Raw genomic sequence first — 19,308 nt, forward strand, 5'->3', positions numbered from 1 at the left:
TTTTTATTGCTGTGTAATCTCATACCAAGTCACACAACATAATGAGGTCAAAACGTGAAAGTTACGTCAAGAATGGAAGCTGCTTCTCAAGGCAAGCTGCGCTATTTCACAGGTAAGAAATGTAAAAACGGTCATATTGCTGAGCGTTATGTTGCTAATGGTGCTTGCGTTACATGTAACTACGAAAGCTCCATGGAGTATAGGTCAACATTAAAGCAATTAATTATCAATGCTAAGTGAGTGGTGTTTGTATGCGTGATTACGGAAAGGTTTCTCCGCAATTTTGGATTGGAAAAACGGGTAAGGAGATCCGAGAGAAAGGGCATGAGGCTCTTATTGTGTCGATGTACCTGCTTACGAACCCGCACGCAAACATGATCGGTATGTATTACCTACCAATTATCTATATTGCGCATGAAACAGGATTGGGCTTAGAAGGGGCTTCAAAGGGGCTTCAAAGGTGTGTTGAATCGGGTTTTTGCCACTATGACGAAACTGCGGAAGTTGTTTGGGTTGTCGAAATGGCAAAGTATCAAATAGCCACGTCATTAAAACCATCAGATAACCGATGCATAGGCATACAAAGAGAGTATGAAAGTCAGCCTAAAAATCTATTTTTATCAGAGTTTTACGATAAATATGAATCAAGTTTTAACCTGACGGAAAAGCGTGAATCATCAGTAAAAAATGAAAGGGGCTTCGGAGGGGCTTCAAAGACCCTTGGAAGCCAAGAGCAGGAACAGGAGCAAGAACAGGAACAGAAAGTAAAACCCCCCATACCCCCCAAAGTTAAAAAAGTTAAGGTTAATGATTTTGAATATCCAAATGAATTGAACCTAGAAGCATGGGAAGAATGGATGCAGTACCGCAAGGAGTTAAAACTAACAGCATACGATAAATCAGAAAGGAGCCTAAAGGCGGCAATCACAAAGTTGTTAAACCTATCTGGTGGGAACAAAGACACACAAGCAAGAATTGTATTCCAGTCAATATCAAATGGCTGGCAGGGCTTATTTGCATTAAAAGGTGATGATTATGGGACAAGCGAATTCAAATTTGATCCAGCTGCGGGGAAATCGAGAGCAGTTCAGAAAGTCGAACACGCAATCAGGGCAAAGCACGGACAGGAATATCTCGACTCTTTGGCTCAAACTGACGGAGCTGTATGGGGACAAATGGACCAACAAGAATGGAGCGGAACCGTCATTGATGTGGAAACAAGCGCTAAGCGCATTGAGTGACCAGCAACTGGACGGACTATTTAAATTCTGTATCGACCGCTGCATGAATGGCAATCCATGGCCACCGGAACTATCAGACGTGATTGTCGCGTTATCTGATGACTCTGTTAAGCAAAACCCTTTTGGTATTCCGTTTGATGTGATGCTTACTGACTGGAAACGCTATTGTCGTGATCGTGGCATGTATGACAGCGCTGAAATGTACCCATACCGCCATCATGTTCAGTATTGGATATTTACAGATACGCGCAGAAAGATGATTGATCTCCGCATGACCGAGCCAGAAGTTGAAAAGACCTTGAAGAAATCATTGCTTGAATGGTCTGAGAAGGTAGCCGCTGGTGGAAAAATACCAAAGCCAACTCTAAGGCTTGCTGATAAATCAAAACCTCGTCCTGCCTGGATGGATATAATTGAAAAAGGTAAACAACGGACACAATAAGATTCAAAGGTTATCAAAATCGTTAGCAGGATTAACATACAGGCGTTTTTGATGTGCAGGATGATAAATCCCATAGGTTGAATGTGAAAATCAAATGTAGAGCGTTACAGAGCGTTTTAAAGGGTGGTAAGAAAATCAATTCTTACTGATTTTTTATGGTTGAAAAGATAAACAAATTGTTTATATTAACCGTATGGGTTAATCGAATTCGAGGTAATGGTTATGTTATTTCAGGATCATGTCGTTGAAGTACTTAAAAGTGGTAAATGCATGACGATTAAGGAAATCATGAGCGCAATTGAGAGTAAAGGCGTTAAGGCCCCATACAACACCGTTTATTTTGCGGTAAAGCAATTGGAGCGTTTCTTCGTTGTCTCAAAGCATAATCAAAAAAGTGAAGATAGCAGTATGATTTCATTCAAATTAAAGCCGGACTATGAAACTGGATTAGATGAGCAAAAGGATGCGCGTAGACGTCAAGTAGGGCAATTGAGCCGACTGGATTTCAAAGGGGATAAAGGCATCCGTAAAAAGTCACAAATTGCACGTCAAGGCTTCAAGCAAGTTGGAGAGCCAGCAAGGCAGCAGGTTTGGTTGAATGAATTACTAGCAAAACCAAGAGCTAAGCGCATTAAGCGAGGCTTAGCTGTATGAAAACCCTTGAATATCCAATTGTACCCGTACCTAAGCCGCGCATGACGCAGCGTGACAAATGGCAGAAGCGACCAGCGGTAATGCGTTATAGGGCGTTCTGTGACGAGGTGAGAGCAAGAGGCATTAACCTGCCTGAGAGCGATTACCACGTGATTTTTGTTATGCCTATGCCGAAGTCATGGAGCAAGAAAAAACAGGCTGAAATGGACGGTAAGCCCCACCAGCAAAAACCAGACAAGGACAACTTAGAGAAAGCCTTACTGGACGCCATCTTTGACGATGATTCACGTATCTGGGATGGGCGAGTTTCCAAGGTGTGGGGAACCACAGGAATGATAACGGTAAGGTTACCAGAAAAATCGACAATTCATGAACTTATTACCAATGGGTAAGTTTGTGAGCGGATTAACGAATCGTTGAATGAATGAGGTAAGTCCTTATGAGTCCAGAAGATTTTATCAGAAAGAACATCATTCAGAAGCTTCAAGAGCTTGATTATCAGGGGGGGGCGTTACAGCTTGCCGCTGATGAAGGTATCGCACATTACCGTAGATGCTCACAAGCAAGTAAGCGCGGCGCCATGTTTGATGATTGCTTTCACGTAGCAAAAGTTTGGATGGATAAGTACGGCGGTAACACAAAGGCTAAGCCTAAGCGCCGTGGGAAAACAGTAGTTAAACAAGTTTCGTTATTTTGAGGGTAAGGTTATGAGCGATAAAGAGTTTAAAGAAATGATGTATAAAAAACCGCATGAAATGGCTCAATGCGGTAGTCCAGTGCCAGCTACAGGTAATTTGCGTGACCAGTTCGCTATGGCTGCTATGCAGGGGGATTGGGCGGCACAGGATGAGCGTTCAGGTTATTTTGATGAAAACTCTGGCGAAGCAACGTTTAGTAAGAGTGCTGAGATGTACTACCGCATGGCTGATGCAATGCTGAAAGCTAGGGGTAAATAACCATGGTAGATATCTCAATAAAGCATCCAAAAATTGATGATTTCCATAATGGCATTAAGCCAATGCCTAAACTATTCCGAGTGGTAAGCGTAGAGCTTGATGTTTTGCGTAGTGGGCTTGGTAGTGGCTATGGCGTCATATTTGATTGTGACGAAACTGTGATAAGAAAAGTTCGCAGGGTTAAATCAAAAACAGGCTGGCATTGGCAGTTGGTAAAAGAACACAAAGACCAAGAGGAATGGGATTATTGCTTTGAGTCTGACCGTGAGTGTTTGAACAACCTGAATTGGGAATTAGGGCTGTTTTATTAAACAAACAATCGTGACATGTCACGCGAGGTGAGTATGAAAGGAACAGATTTAGATACATTGTTAGATACTTGGGGCAAGGAAGAGAAGTTAGTCCTCAAGAAAATGTATACAGCTGCAGGTCGCCCGAATCGTCAGAGGTTTACAAGCATAAATGCATCACGATTGATGCGTAAATACCGAAACAGAAAAGATTGTATTTACGCGGAAAAAGTAGCTTATCGATTATCCGAAATATGCTTCATGTCTGACCTAATCAAAAACAATAGGGAGCAAGCTGGTTTACCTACATATATTTTTACATTTGGTAATTCAGGAACAGTGAAAAGTAGAAGGGAGGCATCTAATGCAGGGAGCTAATTGGGTTAAGGTGAGTGAGCAATCTCCAAAGAGGGGTGAGTTCATCTTGTTTTATGCAAGCGGTGAAACTCATGTTGGATGGTTACTTGCTGAAGATTGTGGTTTTTACAGCATAAAAATATCAAAGTGGTTTGATTATTCAGATGTTAGCTACTGGTGCGACCTGCCACTCCCACCAATGCCAGAGGTGGATAACCATGATTAAACGTTACTTGGTATTTGCTGCGCTCTGGTGCATGTTCTGGTGTGTATTCGCTTTAGCTGCAGGGATGTTATTCAATGGCTAAATCACCAGCAGAGCGCAAAGCAGCGCAACGTAAACGCCAGCGTGATGCTGGCCTTGTCACTCCGCAGTGGCAGGTGGAAGCTGAAGAGCACGAAATGATTAAGCGTAATTGTGCGCTGCGTAGACCGGGGCGCGAACCGTACGACGAATCGGAATACATTCAAATGCTCATACGTAACGATGATGCGCGGCTCAAGCGTGAGATTGCGGAGTTATCAAAGCGTTGCTGTGGTAAGTGTGGGGAGCGGCTGCCAGTAGCTAATTGTTGCTTGTCTGGTGCCGCTGAGTGCTGGAATACTAAAGGGTGGCATGAGATTAAATTGGAGGTAGAATGATTAAATAAGATAAAGCAAAGGAATAAATTATGACGTTAGCGGAGAAGTTTTCTATTATTGGTAGTGTGGCGTCTGCCATTGCGATTGTTGTTAGTTTTACTGTGTTTACCGTTCAGAGAAATGAAGATATTACTAGAAGAAATAATGATAGAAACAATGAGTTACTGGCTTTAAGGAAAATTATCTTATCTAATTGCCAGAAATTGAGAAAGCTTATAGAAGAAAATAATAAAATATTAAATAAAATAGAATCAAAAAGCTATGCAGGAATTGAAGCAAAGCAAGCGGGAAAAACCTTCTATATTAATTTCAAGGATGGATACACAGAAAAAACGAAAAAGTATTATTGGAAGACTAGCTTAAGATTTTATTTGTTACACTCAAGCTTAGAAAAAGAAATGTTAGTTGTTGCGAAACATAATGTTGAAGTCGTTGATTTGATACTTGACTTAAATTTGCTAATTGAGTCAGCGAATAATTCAATTCTATTTATGTGTAATAAGTTATACCTTTCGACGATAGATACTTTAATTAGTCGAGTTAACATTATAAAAAATGATTTCAATAAAGTAATGCACACAATAGATTTGCTTGAAAAGCAAATTGCACTGAAATAACTTTATGGTTTGAATGTTATCTTTTAGTTGGTCATAATAACCGTAGAGGTGATGATTATGACCACAAAGAAACCACGTAAGCCACCAGCCAGAAAACCTACACCGCTTAACGCTCAAATGGAGCGCTTCTGTCAGGAGTATATCAAAGCCCCTGATAATCAAACCAATGCAGCGCTAGCGGCAGGCTATGCCGAAGTTAGCGCCTGTAAGCGTGCATCCCAACTCATGAAAGATCCTCGCGTCATTGACCGTATCGCACAGCTCATGCAGCAACGTAATAAGCGCAAGAAGCTTGACGCTGATAGTGTGTTAGAGCGATTAGTTAATATGCTTGATGCTGATATTGCAGATATTCTCACTAATACGGGTGATATCAAGCCTATCAGCGAATGGTCACCTATTTGGCGTAAGAGCGTTGCAGCGTTCGATATCATTGACATTGACGGCGACACGCGAATCAAGAAAGTTAAACTACTCGACAAGGTGAAGATATTAGAGCTTGTCGGTAAGCATGTAGACGTTAACGCATTCCGTGAGCGCTATCAGGTCGATGTAACTATTTCCCTTGCTGATAAGTTGGCAGCAGCCCGTAAGCGTGCCGCTGGTGGTGAGCAATGATTGATACCATGTCGCCAGAAGAGCAGCTAATTAACGATATCGGTATGTTTACGCATGACCCATTGAGCTATGCGCTATACGCATTTTCATGGGGTGAAGCTGGTACCGAACTTGAAAATGCTAGTGGGCCTCGTCAGTGGCAAGCGGAAGCGCTGAACGAAATAGGTGAGCATTTGCGTAATCCTGAGACACGTCACCAGCCGCTACAGCTTGCTAGGGCATCAGGTCACGGCATCGGTAAATCTGCTTTCATATCGATGATTATCAAATGGGGCATGGACACCTGCGAGGATTGCAAGGTAGTTGTCACTGCCAATACAGAAAACCAGCTACGCACTAAAACATGGCCTGAGATTGCGAAGTGGCAGCGTCTATCTATCACAAAGGATTGGTTTACCTGCACCAAAACCGCTATTTATTCCAACGACCCTAATCACGCTAACGCGTGGCGTGCTGATGCTGTGCCATGGTCAGAGAACAACACAGAGGCATTCGCAGGACTACATAACCAAGGTAAGCGCATCATTCTAATTTTCGATGAAGCTTCTAACATAGCGGATCTGGTGTGGGAAGTAGCAGAGGGTGCTTTGACGGATGAAAACACAGAAATTATCTGGATAGCATTTGGTAACCCGACACGTAATACAGGGCGTTTCCGTGAGTGTTTCCGTAAGTTTAAGCACCGCTGGAAAACTAAACAGATTGATAGCCGTACGGTTGAAGGTACCAACAAAGAACAGATTGAAAAGTGGATTCAAGACTACGGGGTTGATGATGACTTTGTTAAGGTGCGTGTTCGCGGTATTTTCCCATCTACATCTGAAAAACAATTCATACCTACTGGATTAACTGATGCCGCTATGAAGCGCACAGTAACACAGGCCGAAGTATCACATGCACCAATTATCATCGGCGTTGACCCCGCATATTCAGGTGATGATGATGCGGTTATTTATTTGCGCCAAGGGTTACACAGTAAATGCCTATGGACCGGTAGTAAAACTATTGATGATGTGATTATGGCTAAGCGTATTGCTGACTTTGAGGATCAGTACGGTGCTGATGCTGTTCATATCGACTTTGGTTACGGTACTGGAATTCAATCTGTTGGTATGAATTGGGGGCGAAATTGGCAGCTCGTGCAATTCAATGGCGCATCGACTGACCCGCAAATGCGGAATAAACGTGGTGAGATGTACAATAATGTTAAGTCATGGCTCAAAATAGGTGGGGCTATTGATGATCAAGAAGTAGCTGAAGATTTATCAACCCCAGAGTACAAGGTAGAATTAAGCGGTAAAATACTATTAGAATCAAAGGATGATATCAAAAAGCGTATTGGACGCTCACCTGGTAAAGGTGATGCGCTAGCGCTAACATTTGCTTACCCAGTCACCAAAAAAGAACGCAATAACATTTCTATATCTAGTCAGGGAAGTCACGTTGTTAGTGATGCTGATTACGATCCATATGCCTAACTAACAGGCAAAAAAAAGCCCTCACAGCGAGGGCAAATGTAAGCAAAGGAAAGTCACTTGATAACGGGCAAAGGAATATCTGAATAACAACCGATAACCAAAATGTATATCTTGGTTTTATATTTGTCAAATAAGATATACAATAAATCATAAAGTATATTATTGTTTATTTTATCGAGGTGTTATATGTGTGGAAATATCCTAGGTGGCACTCCCAAGATTAAAACCCCTCCACCAGTTCAGGCAGCACCACAAGAACAGGATGAGGCTGTAGTAGGTTCGCGTGATGAAGAGCTACGCCGCCGCCGTGCTGCCGCTGGTCGTAAGTCAACATTGCTAACAGGTGCGCAGGGTACAACCAATGCAGCATCAACCAGCGGTAAAACGCTACTTGGTCAGTAACCTAACGGGGGCGGTATGAGTTTAAAGCAGGATTTATTAAAACAACTCTCACAGCTTAAGAATGAGCGCCAATCATTTGAGCCGCACTGGAAAGAGCTTGCAGAGTATACGCGCCCTCGTAGCACTCGTTTTAACACGTCAGAAGTTAATCGTGGTGATAGACGTAATACGAAAATCATCGACCAAGAAGCGGCTAAATCAGAGCGTACTTTATCAAGTGGCATGATGTCAGGGATAACTAGTCCTGCTCGTAAATGGTTTCGTTTGGCTACGCCAGACCCTGACATGATGAACTACAGCCCTGTCAAAATGTGGCTTGAAGTCGTTGAGCAGCGCATGAATGAAGTGTTCAACCGTTCAAATATTTATCAATCACTACCGCAAACCTATTCAGATATCGGCACCTTTGCCACCAGCGCATTAGCTGTGCTGGAAGATAACGAGCGAGTTATTCGCACTGTACCTTTTCCAGTTGGTAGTTATTACATTGCTAATGGACCTGACTTAACCGTAGACACTTGTTTCCGTGAATTCAGCATGACAGTGCGCCAGTTGGTTATGGAGTTCGGACTAGACAATGTGAGTGAGCAGGTTAAAAGCTTATGGGATTCTGGCAACTATAGCCAATGGATTACTGTTATTCATTCGGTCTACCCAAATTTAAACCGCATCAGCGGCAAGCTGGACGCTAAGAACAAACTGTTTAAATCCGTTTACTTTGAAATGGGTGGAGATAGTGACCGTGTTCTACGTGAATCTGGCTTTGATGAATTCCCTATTATGGCACCACGTTGGGAAGTTAACGGCGAGGACGTCTACGGCTCATCGTGCCCCGGTATGATTGCGTTAGGTAGCGTTAAAGCATTGCAGCTATTACAGCGCCGTAAAGCGCAGCAGATTGATAAAGTTACCAATCCACCTATGCAAGCGCCTGCCTCAATTAAGAATCAGCGTATTTCACTTGTACCGGGTGGAATAACTTACCTTCCAATGGCTGGTGCTGATCAGATGATTAAACCGATATTCCAAGTACAAGCCGACATTAACGGCTTGATTGCTGACATTGGCGATACTCGCAATCAAATCAAAGAAGCCTATTTCTCTGACCTATTCATGATGCTACAGAACATCAACACTCGCTCAATGCCAGTGGAAGCAGTTATTGAGATGAAGGAAGAAAAGCTACTCATGCTAGGGCCTGTCTTGCAGCGTTTAGATTCTGAACTGCTCGATAAGTTAATTAATCGTACGTTTGCAATCATGGCGCGTAAAAACCTATTACCTGTGCCACCAGAAGAAATGCAGGGTATGCAGCTTAAGGTTGAATACATTTCTGTTATGGCACAGGCGCAAAAATCAGTTGGTGTTAGCAGCATTGAGCGTTTTGTTGGTTTCGTTGGTGGTCTTGCACAGATGAAACCAGAAGCACTAGACAAGCTGAACACTGACGAAATGATTGATAACTACGCTGAATCAATCGGTGTTTCCCCGACTATCGTTTCATCCAATGACCAAGTAGCAGCTATTCGTCAGCAACGCGCAGAGCAACAACAGCAGATGCAACAAATGCAAATGGCACAGGAGGCTGTGGCTGGCGCTCAGGCTCTTGGCAATACACCTATGGACGATAACAGCGCCTTAGCTGCGCTTGCTGGTGGTGGTCAATGACACAGTTTAATGATTACACCGAAGAGGAAAAGGCAGAGATTCAGGCTGATTTAGAGCTTAAAGACAAGCTTAGAAAAGAGCGTGAAGACGATGATTTAAAACAGGTTATGAGTACTGAAAGTGGTCGTCGTTTTATCTGGAAAACACTCTCATTAAGTGGTGTTTTTGAAGTTTCATTTACGCCTGATCCCTATATCACTTCATTCAATGAAGGTAGACGTAATAAGGGATTGGAGCTGTTTAACGATGTAATGAGTGTTTGCCCTGATCTCTATCTGGTCATGGCAGAAGAAGCCAAAGAACAGGAGAACAATCAATGAATTTATTTCAACGCTTGGTGTTTCGTCGCCTTTGTAATGAGGTTTCAGTTGATGGCGGCGAGGGTGGCGGTGGTGCGCCAGCGCAAGAGCCTGCACCAGCAAAACAAGATGCGCCAGCAAATGGTGATAATCCAGCGCCTGCAGGTACAGAGCCTAGTAAGACTGATGATAAGGCCAATCCTGAGCCAAAAGGTGATGACAAGAGGCCTGTAAGCGCTGCGCCTGAAAAGTATGAGTTTACGGCTGGCGAAGGTCAGGAACTGGACAAAGAAGCGGTAGCAGCGTTTGAACCTATCGCCCGTGAGCTTGGATTAAGCAACGAGCAGGCGCAAAAGATTGTTGACGTGTACGGCTCTACGATCATGCCGCAACTGGTTAAGCAGCAAGCCGATGAATGGCAGAAGCAAGTAACTGGTTGGGCTGAAACAGTCAACGCAGATAAGGAAGGACTTGGCTCTACCGAATCGATTGGTAATGCACAAAAGGCGTTGGATCAATTCGGTTCACCTGAACTTAAAAGTTATCTGGTTGAAACAGGCTTAGGCAATCATCCCGAGCTTGTCCGTGTTTTTTCAAAAATTGGCAAGGCCATGTCTGAGGACGGTTTTGTTAGTGGCAGCAGTGAAAACGCTCGCAGTGCTGCGGATGTTCTTTTTGGTGATAGCAAATAAGGTATAGGAGAAAATTATGCCTCAAGCTCTAACATTGGCTGACTGGGCTAAGCGTCAAGACCCAAACAGCAAGCAAGCGAAGATCGTTGAACTGCTCAATCAGTCTAACGAAATTCTTGATGATATGGTGTTTGTCGAAGGTAACTTGCCTACAGGCCACCGTACAACTGTCCGCACAGGTTTACCATCTGCAACTTGGCGTTTGTTGAACTACGGTGTACCACCAAGCAAATCAACTACTGCTCAGGTTACAGACTCTACAGGTATGCTGGAAACTTACTCAGAAGTTGATAAAGAACTTGCTGATATTAATGGTAATACAAGTGAGTTTTTATTGTCAGAAGCACAGGCCTTCATTGAATCCATGAACCAGCAAATGGCTGAAACATTGTTTTATGGTGACACTACTGTACATGCACAGCGCTTCACTGGTTTATCTGCGCGCTTCAATGATTTAAGCGCTAAGAATGGTGTAAACATCATTGATGCTGGTGGCACTGGCAGCAATTTAACCTCTATTTGGTTAGTAGTGTGGGGGCAGAATACCGTTCATGGCATCTATCCTAAAGGTTCTAAGGCTGGCCTTGAACAGAAACACTTAGGCGAAGTTACATTGGAAGATAAAGACGGTGGCAAGTATCAAGGTTACCGCACTCATTTTCAATGGAAAAATGGTCTAACTATGCGCGATTGGCGTTATGTGGTTCGTATCGCTAACGTTGACCTTTCTAAGTTAACCAAAGACCCAGAAGCTGCAGGCGCTATCGACTTGCCTGATTTACTGATTCAGGCGATTGAGAAAATCCCTAATCTGTCTATGGGTAAACCTGTTTTCTATTGCAATCAGCAAGTTCGTAGCTGGATGCGCCGCCAGATTAAAAACTCAAAGAACGTCAATATTTCTATGCAAGAAGTTGCAGGGAAGAAGGTTGTTTCTTTTGATGAAATCCCTGTGCGCCGTACAGATGCAATTCTCACAACTGAGGATCAGGTGGTCGCTAAGTAAGGCAGGCCTATTGTGCGGTGCCTGAATAGGTACCGCTAACTTAATTTTGTTGGGAGTTCGCAACATGATTTTAGATAAAGAAACTTTATTTTCTCTCGACCAAGCAGTAACCGCATCAGCGACTGCGACCAGTATCATTGACCTAACGCCAGTTAAAGGTGATTTCCGTGATATCGGTATCGGTGAGCCGCTGCAACTGTTTGCACAGGTTACTGAGCAGGCTACAGCTGCAGGTGACGCAAAAGTACAAATCGTACTGGAAACATCAAAAGACAAAGCGTTTACAACGCCTGTTGCTTTGTTTCAATCCGTTGAAATGCCTATTGCAGACCTGAATGCAGGTAAGCGCATTGTTGGTACCGTTCCGCATGGTGTTATTAAGTATCTGCGTCTGCGTTACGTTGTAACAGATGGTCCATTAACTGCAGGTAAATTTACAGCGGGTATCGTACTTAACACTGATGCTCATCCTATCTACAACGCCGTAACTAATTAAGGTGTGACATGTCACGATATAAAGTTTTGAAAAAATCATTTATCGCTGGTCGTCTGCTTGAAGTTGGTGAGGAGGTTGAATACAGCGGTATTGCTGGCAGCAACTTAAAGTTGATTGGTGGTGATGATGCTAAGCCTGATACTGACGCTTTGGTTGATGGGGCTAGTGGTGATAGTAGTGAGGTTGTAACCAATACTGTTATCAGTGGATCAGGCGATACGGTTGATTCTAGCCTTGAAGCTTTGCGCGAACAGTACACACAACTGTTTGGTAAAGCACCTCATCACAACATGGGCGCAGATAAGATGCGTACCGCGATAGATGAAAAGCGTAAAGAACTTGGGGTGTAACCCCCGATGCTAAAGGGGGCGAAAGCCCCTTTTTCTTTTGGAGTAACTCTAATGGCCTCAGAAATCGAAATCTGTAACTTGGCACTTAGTCGCATCGGTAACAGCCGATTCATTAATAGTCTCAGCGAAAAGAGCAAAGAAGCCGAGCAATGCAATCTACACTTCAATCATTGCCGCGATACTACGCTCTCTGATTTTCCGTGGAACTTTGCCAGTAAGCGCGTTGCTTTGGCTGATACCAATAACCCGCCACCAGACTGGAAGTTTGCTTACAGCTACCCAACCGACTGTTTAAAAGCAATAGCGATTATTCAATCTGGCCAGAAATATCCTCAACCGCACAATGCGATTAATTTTCTGGTGGGTTCGGATGCTGACGGCACTGGAAAACTGATTTACTGCGACCAACCGCAAGCGTGGCTTCAATACACTGCGTCAGTTACTGATGTGAATATGTTCGACTCATTATTTATTGATGCGCTGGCATGGCGTTTAGCTGGCGAACTAGCACGCCCATTGGCATCTAACGCTGGTATCGGTAGTGAAGCATTTCAGATGTACACAATGTCTATTGCTAACGCTGGTGCTCACTCTCTTGATGAATCATCAGAGCCTAACGATTACATGGATCCATTCACCGAAGCGAGGTTATCGTAATGGCCTATAGCATTATTCAACCGAGTTTTTCTGGCGGTGAAATCGCACCTAGCCTTTATGGGCGTATTGACCTAGCAAAATACTCCACCGCTTTGCGTAAGTGTGAAAACTTTCTTGTGCGACAATATGGCGGCATTGAAAATAGACCGGGCACCAAGTTTATTGCGGCTGCAAAATACCCTAATAAGAAATGCCGCTTAATCCCGTTTCAGTTCAGTACAGTGCAAACTTACGCGCTTGAAATGGGTGATAAGTACATGCGTGTGATTAAAGATGGTGGGCAAGTACTTTATGCAGACGGTGAGCACAAAGGCGAAATATTCGAACTGGCAACGCCATACAAAGAAACTGACCTATTCAATTTAAAATTCACACAGTCAGCAGATGTAATGACCATTGTTCATGCTGATTATCCACCGATGGAACTACAGCGTTATGATCATGACGATTGGAAACTAGTTCCTGTTGAAACGCGCAATGGTCCATTCGAAGATATCAACACTGATAAAGAGCGTAAGTTATATGTTAGCGCCAGTACAGGTGATGTAACGCTGACTGCAACGCATAATATCTTTGGTGCTGAATTAGTCGGTAAGCAAATTTATATTGAACAGCAAGCGATTGATGCTGTGCCAGTATGGGAAACAGACAAGACGACTAACATTAATGATCAACGCCGTGCTGGTGCTAATTACTACCGCGCTAATACTGCAGGTAAAAGCGGAACATTAAGACCCTCACACACAGAGGGTATGAGTTGGGATGGTTGGGGCGGTGATGCTGGGATCCAGTGGGAGTACCTTCACAGTGGTTTCGGTATCGTTAAAATCAATTCAGTCAGTACCGACGGCTTAACGGCAACGGGTAAAGTTGTTTCATACATTCCATCAAATGCTGTAGGTGAAGAAAACGCTACGTACAAGTGGGCTCAGTCGGTCTGGAATGACGTTGACGGCTATCCAAGCACCGTTATGTATTACCAGCAGCGATTATTTTTTGCTGGCTCTCGTGCTTATCCCCAAACGATTTGGGCTAGTCGTAGTGGGGACTACAAAGATTTTGGCAAGAATAACCCGATACAAGATGATGACCGTATCATCTACACCTATGCAGGACGCCAAGTTAATGAAATTCGTCACTTAATTGATGTGGGTTCGCTGGTGGCCTTAACGTCTGGCGGTGAGTATCAAATCACTGGGGATCAGAACAAAGTATTAACGCCGAGTAGTTTCTCTTTTTCCTCGCAAGGTGCCAATGGCTGTAGTGACGTTCCACCAATTGCCGTTGCTAATATCGCTTTGTACATCCAAGAAAAAGGTAGCGCAGTGCGTGACCTAGCGTATTCATTCGACGTTGACGGGTACCAAGGCACCGATTTAACCATCATGGCTAATCACCTATTTCAGCGCCACCAGATTATTGATTGGGCGTTTTCTATCGTTCCTTACTCAATCGCTTGGTGTATTCGGGATGATGGTAAGTTACTTTCATTGACGTACCTTAGAGAGCAGCAAGTATTTGCTTGGGCACCACAAGAGACGGACGGGCAATTTGAATCAACCTGCAGCGTCAGTGAAGGTAATGAAGATGCGGTTTACTTTATTGTGTGCCGTAAAATTGGTGGCGGTACTGTGCGTTATATAGAGCGTTTAAGTAGTCGCTTATTTACCAAGACAGAGGACGCTTTCTTTGTTGATTCAGGCCTAAGCTATGACGGCAGAAATAAAGATGAGTCTAGCACCGTACACCTAACCACAGTCGATAACTGGACGTATGAAGGGGATATTGCCTTAACCGCCAGCAATGCCATTTTTAAAGATAGTGATATCGGTAACGCTATTCACTTGCCTTATTTTGAAGATGAAGAAAACAAAACGTTACGTTGTGAAATTACTGAATTTATTAACACTCATGCGGTGCGGGTAACGCCTAATCGTGATGTACCTGAATTACTACAGGATAAGCCATTAAGCAAATGGGGCTTTGCGCGTTTCCGTTTTGAAGGGCTACAGCATATCGAAGGTAAAACCACCAGCATTCTAGCCGATGCAAATGTATTGCCTCAGCAAAAGGTATCTGGGGGCGCAGTGTCATTAGAAGAGCCAGCCGTAGTGGTTCACATTGGTCTACCGTACGTTAGCGATATGGAAACCTTAGATATTCATATCAACGGGCAAGAAACGTTACTCGACAAAAAGAAACTGGTTAAGGTGGCAAGCCTTATTGTTAATTCAAGTCGTGGTATATGGGCTGGTACCGAAAAAGACCGGTTATATGAATATGCTCAGCGTGAATTTGAGTTCTACGATAACCCAGTTGATGATGCTACTGGCGTAGTAGAAATTAACCTTGATGCACAATGGAGCAAAAACGGCCGTGTGTATGTCAGACAGTCTGATCCATTACCTTTATCTATCCTCGCAGCAATACCGCGTTTAGATGTGGGGGGCTTCTAATATGGCAAAGAGTATTGTTCAAATCGTACCTGCAACATTAGAGCATGCGCAGGCATTGTTACCGCATGTCAGACAAGCTGATATCGATGAGTTCTATGCATTGAATCTATCAACGCCTGAGGAGGTTTTAGCCTCGGGCATTAACCTATCTACAAAATCATGGACCGCTATTTTCAATGGTGAAGTTGCGGCTATCTTTGGTGTGTCTCCTGCGTCAATTATTGGTGGCGTTGGTATTCCTTGGTTAGTTGGATCAGATATTTTAGAGAAGCACCAGAAAGCCTTTCTACGCCGCTGTAAGCCATTCGTTGGCCTAATGCTACAAATCTACCCAGAGCTGCTTAATTACGTTGATGAGCGCAATTACATTGCAAAGGCGTGGCTGCATTGGCTAGGGTTCAAACTAGAAGATGCGCAGCCAGTTGGGGCGCTTAACTATCCATTTCATAAATTTACGATGAATGCGAGGGCGAAATAATGTGCTCACCAGAGATTTTAGCGGTTGGTGTTTTAGCCTCTGCAGGTATGCAAGCTTATGGACAGTATCAATCAGGCAAGTTTAACGCTGATGTAGCCAACCAAAATGCACGACAGAACGAGCAAGCAGCGAATGATTCAATCAATCGTGGCAATGCTGAGGCAGAGAAACAGCGCTCACGTACGCGGCAATTAGCTGGCTCACAGGCTGCGGCAATGTCAGCGAGTGGCCTTGATTTAAGTTCGGCTGGTGCGCTTGATATGTTCGGCGATACTGCGGCAATGGGTACTCTGGATTCCCTGACGTTAGTTAACAACTCCCAACGTGAGGCTTATGGTCTGCGTATGCAAGCCGCCAGCGATAGGCTGAATGCGAAAATGTCACGCAGAGAAGGTAATTTTGGTGCAATGACAACGCTATTAACAGCGCCAATCAAAGCCTATGGTGCATATCAATTGGCTGGTGGTACATGGGATCCGTTCTCTGGTGGTACAAGCGCAACTACTGCAGGTGGAAGTTCAACTAATAACATGTTTGATATCGCCAAGAGAAAAGGCATTTTATTTTAAAGGAGTGACGTATGCCAATAGTACCAACATATAAAGAACAACAAGTTAGCTCTTCACCTCTGCCAAATAATGGCCTTAACGTTCAATCTAGCCCTGAACACTTTGGTGCTGGTTTAGGTCAAGCTGCGGAGCAATACGCTGGTGTGTTTGCCGAAATGAAGCAACGTGCTGATGTAGCCCTATCGCAAGACGGTTTATTACAACTGCAGGAATATTCAGACGATTTAATGAATAACCCTAAAACCGGCTTGTACACAAAGCTTGGTCGTAATGCTATGGGGCAGTCTGATGAAACGCTTAATAACATAAATATCAGGGCTAATGAAATATATGCAACGTTGCCTGAAGGTAAGGCCAGAGAAGATTTCCTAAAACAAAGTAATGTACTTGGTCGCCAGTATCACAATCAGGCGAAAATGTTTGAACTCAGAGAAATTCAATCATTTGAATCAAGTACCAATAAAGGCATGCAAGAAAGCAACCTTAAAAAAGCGCATGAGAGCTATGGTAATCCTCAGGCCTTTAATAGCTATGTTGCATTACTTGAACACAATTATGTTGAGTACAGCCGTTCGCGTGGCGTTAGTGAAGAGGAAATAGTTGCCAATGTTGAAAAACTAAGGAATGAGGCCGCATGGGGGGCTGCTCAAAACTATATGGTCAGCGCACCTGTTCAGGCTCTTAGTGCTATAGGTGAACCCTCCGATGTTGGTGGCTCTATGCGTGTGCCCGGCAACATAAAAGATAATCGCGGTGGTCGAAATAATAACCCTGGCAACCTAAGAATATCGGATAACGTTTGGGAAGGTCAGACGGGTGATGATGGTGAGTTTGTTCAGTTCGCATCACCTGAACACGGCGTTAGAGCACTTGGTAAGAACCTGATTACTTATAGAAAAAAAGGTTTCGTAACTGTAAATCAGATTATTAACCGTTGGGCACCAAAGAAAGATGGTAATGACACAGAGGGGTATATAGCCTTCGTTGCTCAGCGCATGGGTGTTGATCCTAATATTCCTATCGATGTAACCAATATTGATACGTTAAAAAGCATCACAACTGCAATCATGGCGCAAGAAGGCAAACACAGCGTTACTGATGATCAGGTTAATACTGGTCTTCAAGCAGCGCTTGGCTTAACTAGATTACCTGATGTAGATAAATCATTGTATCAACCTGAAATACGCAAGGCTCAAGGCGGTGGTTTCCCTTGGTGGCCTATGCTTACACCTGTTCAGCAATACCAGCTTATTAAGCAAGGTAATGCCGCGCAAAAAGAGCAACAGAGAGAGCGTAAGGCAATCACAGATGATGATTTTGATAACGCTATTGCAGCATATGAGCGCGGAGAGGATGCGCCTAATGCTCCGAGTCGTGATCGTTTAGTTGATGCTAATGGCGAATATGAGGGGCAAAAGAAATATGTAGAGTTACAAGATGCTAAAAGGTATTCGGAACTCATGGCTTTCGCTAAAGGTATTTCACCAGATGCCCAGTATGACTTAGTTCAGAAAAGTAAACCTAGCGTCGATGACCCTGATTATAAGCTTAAAATCCAGCGCTGGGATAAATTTAATAAATGGGTAAATGCCAATATCATTGAGCAAGATAAAATCAGAGCTACTAATGAAGTCGCATCAGCTAGACGTAATAAATTCCCATTAGACCCTAATAATAAAAATATCCAAGAGGCTGTTAATGCTGCTTTTGACCGTGAGATATTTCCGTCATTTAGTATTACAAACCCAGATAGTTTAAATGAAACAGCCAAGTTTATGAGTGATACAGGAATGATACCTGATCGTGTTGGCTCCTATTTTTCTGCCGCTTCAATGTCTAAAGACCCATCTATTGTAGCTCCAATGGCTAAAATGTATGGACAAGTTTTTGATTCCAACCCAGCGGCTTTAGCGAGTATGGACAGCAAATCTGGAGGATATTTCAAGACTATTTATGATTTAACCACTGCAGGTATGAAAGAGGATGAAGCGGTAAGCTTTGCTTATTCTCAAATATATGAACAATCAGAGGAAAAGAAAAAATTAATTAGGGATATAACCACAACAAAGGACTATGGTTCCAAAGTTGATAAGTACGCACAAAAGACAATTAATGCAATGTCTCCATCTTGGTATTTTGGCATACCAAGCACTACAGATACCAATAACCCAATGTGGGGCTATATAGCGGATTATAGAACTGCATATCAAGCAAACTTTATTAATGTTGGTGGAAATGAAGAAGTAGCAAAATCAATCACTGACGTGCAAATAAAGAAAAAATGGGGAGTTACAGAACTAAACGGTAAAGAAGAATTGATGAGATATGCTCCAGAGGCGGTGTATGGCATTAATTCTAGCAATGCTGGTAACTGGGTTCTATCTCAGTGGCAGGATGAAAAAGAAACATTAAAGCCTTTAGTGAAGGGGGGCATAGCTGATGGTGATGATTTCATACTGGTATCTGATGCCATTACAGCTAGGGATTCAGACTACGCTATTGTTGTTAAACGGGTATCTAAGGAAGGAATTCCACAACTTGAACTAATGCATGGTGCTAACGGTTTGCCTATGCGATTTAAGCCTGATCAGCAAAGCTCATCTATGTATTTAGATTTAATTGCAGAAAACAAATCAAATATCTCTAAGGCAAATGATAAGCGTTCAAAATATCAGTCCGATAGAAAATATTATGAAGGTTGGGCTAATGAGTTGATGGATCAGAATATTCCAGATAATGATGCAACTCAAAAAGAAATAGCTGAAAGAACAGCTAAAAACATTGAACAAAGTAAAGCAGACAAAAAGCGCCGAGAGGAAGAAGCGAAACAAAGACGAATTAAGCTCAATCAGCAAGTGGAAGATGAGAGAAAAAATAATCCTGCGTTCTCTTCAATTGAGAAAACTGTAAACGATATGTTAAAAAATAATAAGTGAGGTC

The 19,308-nt window shown here is 43.2% G+C and carries 26 protein-coding genes; all 26 read left to right on the top strand.

The annotated features are described in order from the left end of the window. The first annotated feature begins 54 nt into the window (after nucleotides 1-54). The 26 genes from AABS66_RS05265 to AABS66_RS05390 all read left to right on the top strand — a co-directional run bounded on the left by AABS66_RS05265 (nucleotide 55) and on the right by AABS66_RS05390 (nucleotide 19,304). Entirely contained in the window at nucleotides 55-240 is a 186-nt protein-coding gene (locus AABS66_RS05265) for a hypothetical protein (RefSeq protein ID WP_117162272.1), read from the top strand. 11 nt (nucleotides 241-251) lie between these two features. Continuing rightward, the gene (locus tag AABS66_RS05270; protein WP_338565110.1) at nucleotides 252-1,241 is read left to right on the top strand and encodes a hypothetical protein; all 990 of its coding nucleotides are present in this window, start codon (nucleotides 252-254) and stop codon (nucleotides 1,239-1,241) included. Then, nucleotides 1,210-1,683 (top strand): replication protein P, encoded by a 474-nt coding sequence (locus tag AABS66_RS05275; RefSeq protein WP_272518177.1) that lies wholly within the window; start codon nucleotides 1,210-1,212, stop codon nucleotides 1,681-1,683. Before AABS66_RS05270 ends, AABS66_RS05275 begins: the two co-directional genes overlap by 32 nt. Before the next feature lie 222 nt (nucleotides 1,684-1,905). Further along, nucleotides 1,906-2,337: a hypothetical protein gene (locus AABS66_RS05280; protein ID WP_181489740.1), complete on the top strand. Its 432-nt coding sequence runs from the start codon at nucleotides 1,906-1,908 to the stop codon at nucleotides 2,335-2,337. Further along, on the top strand, nucleotides 2,334-2,729 hold the full coding sequence (locus tag AABS66_RS05285; RefSeq protein WP_272666636.1) for a RusA family crossover junction endodeoxyribonuclease: 396 nt from the start codon (nucleotides 2,334-2,336) through the stop codon (nucleotides 2,727-2,729). Before AABS66_RS05280 ends, AABS66_RS05285 begins: the two co-directional genes overlap by 4 nt. 47 nt (nucleotides 2,730-2,776) lie before the next feature. Then, the gene (locus AABS66_RS05290; RefSeq protein ID WP_281111140.1) at nucleotides 2,777-3,034 is read left to right on the top strand and encodes a hypothetical protein; all 258 of its coding nucleotides are present in this window, start codon (nucleotides 2,777-2,779) and stop codon (nucleotides 3,032-3,034) included. A gap of 10 nt (nucleotides 3,035-3,044) precedes the next feature. Continuing rightward, nucleotides 3,045-3,293, top strand: a complete 249-nt coding sequence (locus AABS66_RS05295) for a hypothetical protein (RefSeq protein WP_430224652.1) — start codon at nucleotides 3,045-3,047, stop codon at nucleotides 3,291-3,293. Between the two features lie 2 nt (nucleotides 3,294-3,295). Then, on the top strand, nucleotides 3,296-3,604 hold the full coding sequence (locus AABS66_RS05300; RefSeq protein ID WP_430224653.1) for a hypothetical protein: 309 nt from the start codon (nucleotides 3,296-3,298) through the stop codon (nucleotides 3,602-3,604). Nucleotides 3,605-3,637: 33 nt separating this feature from the next. Further along, nucleotides 3,638-3,961 carry a hypothetical protein gene (locus AABS66_RS05305; protein ID WP_430224654.1) on the top strand — a complete coding sequence of 108 codons (324 nt, stop codon included), beginning with the start codon at nucleotides 3,638-3,640 and terminating at the stop codon, nucleotides 3,959-3,961. Beyond that, nucleotides 3,948-4,166 carry a hypothetical protein gene (locus AABS66_RS05310; RefSeq protein WP_430224655.1) on the top strand — a complete coding sequence of 73 codons (219 nt, stop codon included), beginning with the start codon at nucleotides 3,948-3,950 and terminating at the stop codon, nucleotides 4,164-4,166. Before AABS66_RS05305 ends, AABS66_RS05310 begins: the two co-directional genes overlap by 14 nt. Before the next feature lie 74 nt (nucleotides 4,167-4,240). Beyond that, nucleotides 4,241-4,582, top strand: a complete 342-nt coding sequence (locus tag AABS66_RS05315) for a hypothetical protein (RefSeq protein ID WP_171830531.1) — start codon at nucleotides 4,241-4,243, stop codon at nucleotides 4,580-4,582. A gap of 29 nt (nucleotides 4,583-4,611) precedes the next feature. Continuing rightward, complete coding sequence (locus AABS66_RS05320; protein ID WP_430224656.1) at nucleotides 4,612-5,199, top strand: hypothetical protein; 588 nt, start codon at nucleotides 4,612-4,614, stop codon at nucleotides 5,197-5,199. Between the two features lie 51 nt (nucleotides 5,200-5,250). Then, nucleotides 5,251-5,817 (top strand): terminase small subunit, encoded by a 567-nt coding sequence (locus tag AABS66_RS05325; protein WP_117162262.1) that lies wholly within the window; start codon nucleotides 5,251-5,253, stop codon nucleotides 5,815-5,817. Continuing rightward, nucleotides 5,814-7,295 (top strand): terminase, encoded by a 1,482-nt coding sequence (locus AABS66_RS05330; protein ID WP_430224657.1) that lies wholly within the window; start codon nucleotides 5,814-5,816, stop codon nucleotides 7,293-7,295. Before AABS66_RS05325 ends, AABS66_RS05330 begins: the two co-directional genes overlap by 4 nt. A gap of 186 nt (nucleotides 7,296-7,481) precedes the next feature. Further along, nucleotides 7,482-7,697, top strand: coding sequence for a hypothetical protein (locus AABS66_RS05335; protein ID WP_004253720.1), 216 nt, complete (start codon nucleotides 7,482-7,484; stop codon nucleotides 7,695-7,697). A gap of 15 nt (nucleotides 7,698-7,712) precedes the next feature. After that, nucleotides 7,713-9,365 carry a portal protein gene (locus tag AABS66_RS05340; protein ID WP_430224658.1) on the top strand — a complete coding sequence of 551 codons (1,653 nt, stop codon included), beginning with the start codon at nucleotides 7,713-7,715 and terminating at the stop codon, nucleotides 9,363-9,365. Continuing rightward, complete coding sequence (locus tag AABS66_RS05345) at nucleotides 9,362-9,685, top strand: hypothetical protein (protein ID WP_430224660.1); 324 nt, start codon at nucleotides 9,362-9,364, stop codon at nucleotides 9,683-9,685. The genes AABS66_RS05340 and AABS66_RS05345 overlap by 4 nt, the downstream gene beginning before the upstream one ends. Then, on the top strand, nucleotides 9,682-10,356 hold the full coding sequence (locus tag AABS66_RS05350; RefSeq protein ID WP_430224662.1) for a peptidase: 675 nt from the start codon (nucleotides 9,682-9,684) through the stop codon (nucleotides 10,354-10,356). Before AABS66_RS05345 ends, AABS66_RS05350 begins: the two co-directional genes overlap by 4 nt. 16 nt (nucleotides 10,357-10,372) lie before the next feature. Then, nucleotides 10,373-11,362 (top strand): major capsid protein, encoded by a 990-nt coding sequence (locus tag AABS66_RS05355; protein ID WP_004253737.1) that lies wholly within the window; start codon nucleotides 10,373-10,375, stop codon nucleotides 11,360-11,362. Between the two features lie 64 nt (nucleotides 11,363-11,426). After that, nucleotides 11,427-11,858, top strand: coding sequence for a Bbp16 family capsid cement protein (locus tag AABS66_RS05360; RefSeq protein ID WP_272568237.1), 432 nt, complete (start codon nucleotides 11,427-11,429; stop codon nucleotides 11,856-11,858). A gap of 8 nt (nucleotides 11,859-11,866) precedes the next feature. After that, complete coding sequence (locus AABS66_RS05365; protein ID WP_036964049.1) at nucleotides 11,867-12,208, top strand: hypothetical protein; 342 nt, start codon at nucleotides 11,867-11,869, stop codon at nucleotides 12,206-12,208. 51 nt (nucleotides 12,209-12,259) lie between these two features. Beyond that, nucleotides 12,260-12,865, top strand: coding sequence for a hypothetical protein (locus tag AABS66_RS05370; RefSeq protein WP_004253743.1), 606 nt, complete (start codon nucleotides 12,260-12,262; stop codon nucleotides 12,863-12,865). Continuing rightward, the gene (locus AABS66_RS05375; protein ID WP_430224663.1) at nucleotides 12,865-15,321 is read left to right on the top strand and encodes a hypothetical protein; all 2,457 of its coding nucleotides are present in this window, start codon (nucleotides 12,865-12,867) and stop codon (nucleotides 15,319-15,321) included. The genes AABS66_RS05370 and AABS66_RS05375 overlap by 1 nt, the downstream gene beginning before the upstream one ends. Beyond that, nucleotides 15,305-15,799 (top strand): hypothetical protein, encoded by a 495-nt coding sequence (locus AABS66_RS05380; protein WP_430224664.1) that lies wholly within the window; start codon nucleotides 15,305-15,307, stop codon nucleotides 15,797-15,799. The genes AABS66_RS05375 and AABS66_RS05380 overlap by 17 nt, the downstream gene beginning before the upstream one ends. After that, nucleotides 15,799-16,368, top strand: coding sequence for a hypothetical protein (locus tag AABS66_RS05385; RefSeq protein ID WP_272678665.1), 570 nt, complete (start codon nucleotides 15,799-15,801; stop codon nucleotides 16,366-16,368). Before AABS66_RS05380 ends, AABS66_RS05385 begins: the two co-directional genes overlap by 1 nt. Nucleotides 16,369-16,379: 11 nt before the next feature. After that, nucleotides 16,380-19,304, top strand: coding sequence for a hypothetical protein (locus AABS66_RS05390; RefSeq protein ID WP_430224665.1), 2,925 nt, complete (start codon nucleotides 16,380-16,382; stop codon nucleotides 19,302-19,304). The last annotated feature ends 4 nt before the right edge of the window (nucleotides 19,305-19,308 follow it).

The sequence above is a fragment of the Providencia sp. SP181 genome (genome assembly GCF_050446505.1).
In the GTDB taxonomy this organism is placed as follows: Bacteria; Pseudomonadota; Gammaproteobacteria; order Enterobacterales; family Enterobacteriaceae; genus Providencia; species Providencia vermicola.

Coding starts and splice junctions, on each gene's coding strand:
- AABS66_RS05385 (WP_272678665.1), top strand. CDS start 15,799: ATGTGCTCACCAGAGATTTTAGCGGTTGGTGTTTTAGCCTCTGCAGGT.
- AABS66_RS05355 (WP_004253737.1), top strand. CDS start 10,373: ATGCCTCAAGCTCTAACATTGGCTGACTGGGCTAAGCGTCAAGACCCA.
- AABS66_RS05330 (WP_430224657.1), top strand. CDS start 5,814: ATGATTGATACCATGTCGCCAGAAGAGCAGCTAATTAACGATATCGGT.
- AABS66_RS05340 (WP_430224658.1), top strand. CDS start 7,713: ATGAGTTTAAAGCAGGATTTATTAAAACAACTCTCACAGCTTAAGAAT.
- AABS66_RS05285 (WP_272666636.1), top strand. CDS start 2,334: ATGAAAACCCTTGAATATCCAATTGTACCCGTACCTAAGCCGCGCATG.
- AABS66_RS05365 (WP_036964049.1), top strand. CDS start 11,867: ATGTCACGATATAAAGTTTTGAAAAAATCATTTATCGCTGGTCGTCTG.
- AABS66_RS05300 (WP_430224653.1), top strand. CDS start 3,296: ATGGTAGATATCTCAATAAAGCATCCAAAAATTGATGATTTCCATAAT.
- AABS66_RS05325 (WP_117162262.1), top strand. CDS start 5,251: ATGATTATGACCACAAAGAAACCACGTAAGCCACCAGCCAGAAAACCT.
- AABS66_RS05390 (WP_430224665.1), top strand. CDS start 16,380: ATGCCAATAGTACCAACATATAAAGAACAACAAGTTAGCTCTTCACCT.
- AABS66_RS05370 (WP_004253743.1), top strand. CDS start 12,260: ATGGCCTCAGAAATCGAAATCTGTAACTTGGCACTTAGTCGCATCGGT.
- AABS66_RS05345 (WP_430224660.1), top strand. CDS start 9,362: ATGACACAGTTTAATGATTACACCGAAGAGGAAAAGGCAGAGATTCAG.
- AABS66_RS05335 (WP_004253720.1), top strand. CDS start 7,482: ATGTGTGGAAATATCCTAGGTGGCACTCCCAAGATTAAAACCCCTCCA.
- AABS66_RS05310 (WP_430224655.1), top strand. CDS start 3,948: ATGCAGGGAGCTAATTGGGTTAAGGTGAGTGAGCAATCTCCAAAGAGG.
- AABS66_RS05375 (WP_430224663.1), top strand. CDS start 12,865: ATGGCCTATAGCATTATTCAACCGAGTTTTTCTGGCGGTGAAATCGCA.
- AABS66_RS05280 (WP_181489740.1), top strand. CDS start 1,906: ATGTTATTTCAGGATCATGTCGTTGAAGTACTTAAAAGTGGTAAATGC.
- AABS66_RS05295 (WP_430224652.1), top strand. CDS start 3,045: ATGAGCGATAAAGAGTTTAAAGAAATGATGTATAAAAAACCGCATGAA.
- AABS66_RS05275 (WP_272518177.1), top strand. CDS start 1,210: ATGTGGAAACAAGCGCTAAGCGCATTGAGTGACCAGCAACTGGACGGA.
- AABS66_RS05290 (WP_281111140.1), top strand. CDS start 2,777: ATGAGTCCAGAAGATTTTATCAGAAAGAACATCATTCAGAAGCTTCAA.
- AABS66_RS05305 (WP_430224654.1), top strand. CDS start 3,638: ATGAAAGGAACAGATTTAGATACATTGTTAGATACTTGGGGCAAGGAA.
- AABS66_RS05360 (WP_272568237.1), top strand. CDS start 11,427: ATGATTTTAGATAAAGAAACTTTATTTTCTCTCGACCAAGCAGTAACC.
- AABS66_RS05320 (WP_430224656.1), top strand. CDS start 4,612: ATGACGTTAGCGGAGAAGTTTTCTATTATTGGTAGTGTGGCGTCTGCC.
- AABS66_RS05270 (WP_338565110.1), top strand. CDS start 252: ATGCGTGATTACGGAAAGGTTTCTCCGCAATTTTGGATTGGAAAAACG.
- AABS66_RS05350 (WP_430224662.1), top strand. CDS start 9,682: ATGAATTTATTTCAACGCTTGGTGTTTCGTCGCCTTTGTAATGAGGTT.
- AABS66_RS05315 (WP_171830531.1), top strand. CDS start 4,241: ATGGCTAAATCACCAGCAGAGCGCAAAGCAGCGCAACGTAAACGCCAG.
- AABS66_RS05380 (WP_430224664.1), top strand. CDS start 15,305: ATGTGGGGGGCTTCTAATATGGCAAAGAGTATTGTTCAAATCGTACCT.